The sequence below is a fragment of the Dietzia sp. DQ11-38-2 genome, from assembly GCF_014145055.1.
Lineage (GTDB): Bacteria > Actinomycetota > Actinomycetes > Mycobacteriales > Mycobacteriaceae > Dietzia.
The window spans coordinates 1-3,563 of the sequence record NZ_JAALDW010000303.1 but is presented as its reverse complement, the minus strand read 5'-3'; the positions used below and the strand labels follow the sequence as shown (position 1 = coordinate 3,563).

At 71.1% G+C, this 3,563-nt stretch carries 3 protein-coding genes; all 3 read left to right on the top strand.

Going from position 1 to position 3,563, the window contains the following annotated elements:
- A partial coding sequence (gene murF / locus G6026_RS10845; protein WP_182613188.1) for a UDP-N-acetylmuramoyl-tripeptide--D-alanyl-D-alanine ligase occupies positions 1-1,500 on the top strand: 1,500 nt, incomplete at its 5' end.
- A complete protein-coding gene (mraY, locus tag G6026_RS10840; protein WP_107756214.1) occupies positions 1,497-2,591 on the top strand; it encodes a phospho-N-acetylmuramoyl-pentapeptide-transferase in 1,095 nt (364 codons plus the stop codon). The genes murF and mraY, both read left to right, overlap by 4 nt.
- 5 nt (positions 2,592-2,596) lie before the next feature.
- On the top strand, positions 2,597-3,563 hold a 967-nt coding region (locus G6026_RS10835; protein WP_347238093.1), incomplete at its 3' end, for a Mur ligase family protein.

The window sequence follows — 3,563 nt, the reverse complement described above, 5'->3', positions numbered from 1 at the left end:
CTCGGCGAGATCGCCGAGATCGTCGGCGGGCGGTTGGTCGGAGGTGACCCCTCGACCGCGGTCACCGGTTCCGTCGAGTTCGACTCCCGTCGTATCGACCCCGGCGGGTTGTTCCTCGCCCTGCCCGGCGAGCGGGTCGACGGCCACGAGTTCGTCGGCCGCGCTCTGCAGGCCGGGGCGGCGGCCGCTCTGGTCGCGCGCGAGGTCACCGACGTCCCCGGGGCGGGGGGTGCCCAGATCGTGGTGCCCCCCGTCGACCGGCGCGTCACCAACGCCATGGCCCTGGCCGCGGATTCCGACGGGTCCGGGGCGGCGGTGCTCGCGGCACTCGGAGCCCTGGCACGAGCCAGCGTCGACAGGCTGGTCGCCGACCACGGGCTCGTCGTGGTCGGGATCACCGGCTCCTCGGGCAAGACCAGCACCAAGGACCTCATCGGGGCTGTCCTCTCCGCCGCCGGGACGGTCATCGCGCCGCCCGGATCGTTCAACAACGAGATCGGCCACCCCTGGACGGCCCTCCGCGCCGATGAGTCCACCGACTTCCTGGTGCTCGAGCTGAGTGCGCGAGCGCCGGGCAACATCCGGGAGCTCGCGGAGATCGCGCCCCCGAGGATCGGGGTGGTGCTCAACGTGGGGACCGCGCACCTCGGTGAGTTCGGGTCGCGCGACGTCATCGCCGCCACGAAAGGTGAGTTGGTCGAGGCCCTGCCGGATGCGGCCCATGGAGGGGTCGCGGTGCTCAACGCCGACGACGAACGGGTCCTGGGCATGGCCGGGCGGACCTCCGCCGAGGTCGTGACGGTGGGATCCGGCCCGTCCGCAGACCTCCGCGCCGAGGGCGTGCGGGTGGACGACGAGGTCCGGGCCTCCTTCCGCCTGGTGACCCCGGACGGCGAGGCCGACGTGGCCCTCCGGGTCCACGGTGAACACCAGGTGGGCAACGCCCTCTCGGCCGCCGCGGTGGGCCTGGCCTGCGGGATGGATGTCTCGACGATCGCCGGCGCCCTCGGCACCGCGCGGGCCGCGTCCGCGCGCCGCATGGACGTGCGGGTGACCGCCGACGGCGTCACCGTGATCAACGATTCCTACAACGCGAACCCCGATTCGGTGCGGGCGGCGCTCAGGTCGCTCGCCGTGATGGCGCGGGCGGGCGGGGGCCACCGTCGGACCTGGGCGATCCTGGGCGAGATGGCCGAACTGGGCGAGGAATCGGTGAGGGAGCACGATCTCATCGGTCGGTTCCTCGTGCGCCTCGACGTGTCCCAGCTGGTGGTGGTCGGCCGGGGTCGACCGCAGCGCGCGCTGTACCAGGGTGCGGTGCAGGAGGGGTCGTGGGGGTCGGAGGCGGTGCACGTCGAGACCGCCGAGGAGGCGTGCGCCCTCGTGGACGAACAGCTGCAGCCGGGGGACATCGTGCTGGTCAAGGCCTCTGCGGCAGTGGGGTTGTGGAGCGTGGCGGAGCATGTGCTCGCGACGCGTGGTGAGGAGATGTCCGAATGACCCAGATCATGGTCGCGGGCATCGTCGCCTTCGTCGTGAGCATCTTCCTCACCCCGGTGCTCATCATCTACTTCCGTCGACACGGCTTCGGGCAGGAGATCCGGCTGGAGGGCCCGCAGTCCCACATGAGCAAGCGCGGGACCCCCAACATGGGCGGGATCGCGATCCTCGCCGCGGTGTGGCTCGGCTACATCGTGGCCGGGCTGGTGGGACAGGTGACGGTGGGCGGCGGGGGATTCACGGCCTCCGGTCTGCTCATTCTCGGGCTGGCGACCGCGTTGGCGGCGGTCGGGATGATCGATGACGGCCTCAAGGTGTTCAAGCGGCACAACAAGGGTCTGGGCATCCTGTCCAAGACCGTCGGCCAGGTGCTCGCGGCTCTCGCGTTCGGCATCCTGGTCCTGGGTTTCCGGAACGACGACGGGCTGACCCCCGCCAGCCGCTCGTTGAGCTACATGCGCGACTTCGTCGCCGTGACCTTCCCGGTGGTCGTCTTCCTGATCTTCATCGTGATCCTGGTCTACGGCTGGTCCAACGCGGTCAACTTCACCGACGGCCTGGACGGGCTGGCCGCCGGGTCGATGGCCATGGTCATGGGCACCTACGTCGTGTTCAGCTTCTGGCAGTTCCGGTATTCGTGCTTCTCCACCGCGGAGGGGGTGGATCTGTCCGGGTGTTACCAGGTGCGTGACCCACTCGACATCGCGGTGGTGTGTTCCGCCTCGCTCGGGGCGTGTCTGGGCTTCCTGTGGTGGAACGCCGCCCCGGCCAAGATCTTCATGGGCGACACGGGGTCGATGTTCCTGGGTGGCATCGTCGCAGGCGTCTCGGTGGTCTCGCGCACCGAGCTGCTCATGGTCGTCGTCGGCGCGGTCTTCGTGATCGAGTTCGTCTCGGTCCTCATCCAGGTCGCGGCGTTCCGCACCACCGGCCGTCGTCCGTTCCGCATGACTCCCATCCACCACCACTTCGAGAACGGCGGGTGGGCCGAGACGACCGTCACCATCAGGTTCTGGCTCCTCGTGGCCATCTCCTGCGGCCTGGCGATCGCGCTGTTCTACGGTGACTGGCTCGCGAGCACATCGGGGTGACGGACGTGACAGAGCGGGAGATGAGAGAGCACGAGGCGACAGCACGCCGCACGACAGGGACCGGAGCGACCGCGCGGGGTCTCGGCGTCCGCGATCTCACCGGAGCCCGCGTCCTGGTCCTCGGCGCCGGGGTGTCCGGCCCGGGGGCGGTCCGGATACTCCACGCGCTCGGCGCCGAGCCCGTGGTGGCGGACTCGCGACCGGACGCCGTCGCGCTGCTTCAGGCCTCGCTCCCGGAGGGGGTGGGCTGTACCGGCGTCGGCCTCGATCGCGCGGCCGAGATGATTGCCGACACCGGCTCCGGGCGGATCGACCTGGTGGTGACGAGCCCGGGGTGGCGGCCCGACTCCCCGCTGTTACTGTCCGCCACCGAGGCCGGCCTCGAGCTGTGGGGGGACGTGGAACTGGCCTGGCGGGCCGATGCGGCCGGGGTGTTCGGACCGCCGCGGACCTGGCTCGCGGTGACGGGTACCAACGGTAAGACCACCACCACCTCGATGCTCGAGTCGATCTGCCGGGAGGCGGGCATGGCCGTGCGGGCGTGCGGCAACATCGGCCTGCCCGTGACGGAGGTCCTGCTCGCCGAGCCGAGGGTCGAGGTGCTCGCGGCTGAACTGTCGAGTTTCCAGCTCCACTGGGCGCCGAGCTGCCGACCCGACGTGGGGGTGGTCCTCAACGTCGCGGAGGACCACCTGGACTGGCACGGGTCGATGGAGGCCTACGCCGCGGCCAAGGCCCGCGTCCTCACCGGGCGGGTGGCGGTGGCCGGGAACGACGACCCGATCGCCTCCCGACTACTGGAGGAGGCGCCCGCGCCCACGCGGATCGGGGTGCGCCTCGGCGCACCCCGTGACGGTGAGCTGGGGGTGGTCGACGGTGTCCTCACCGCGCGGATCGGTGACCGCGGGGCCGACGACATGGTGCCACTGCTGCCGGCCGTGGACGTCCGACCGCCGGGACCCGCGGGCGTAC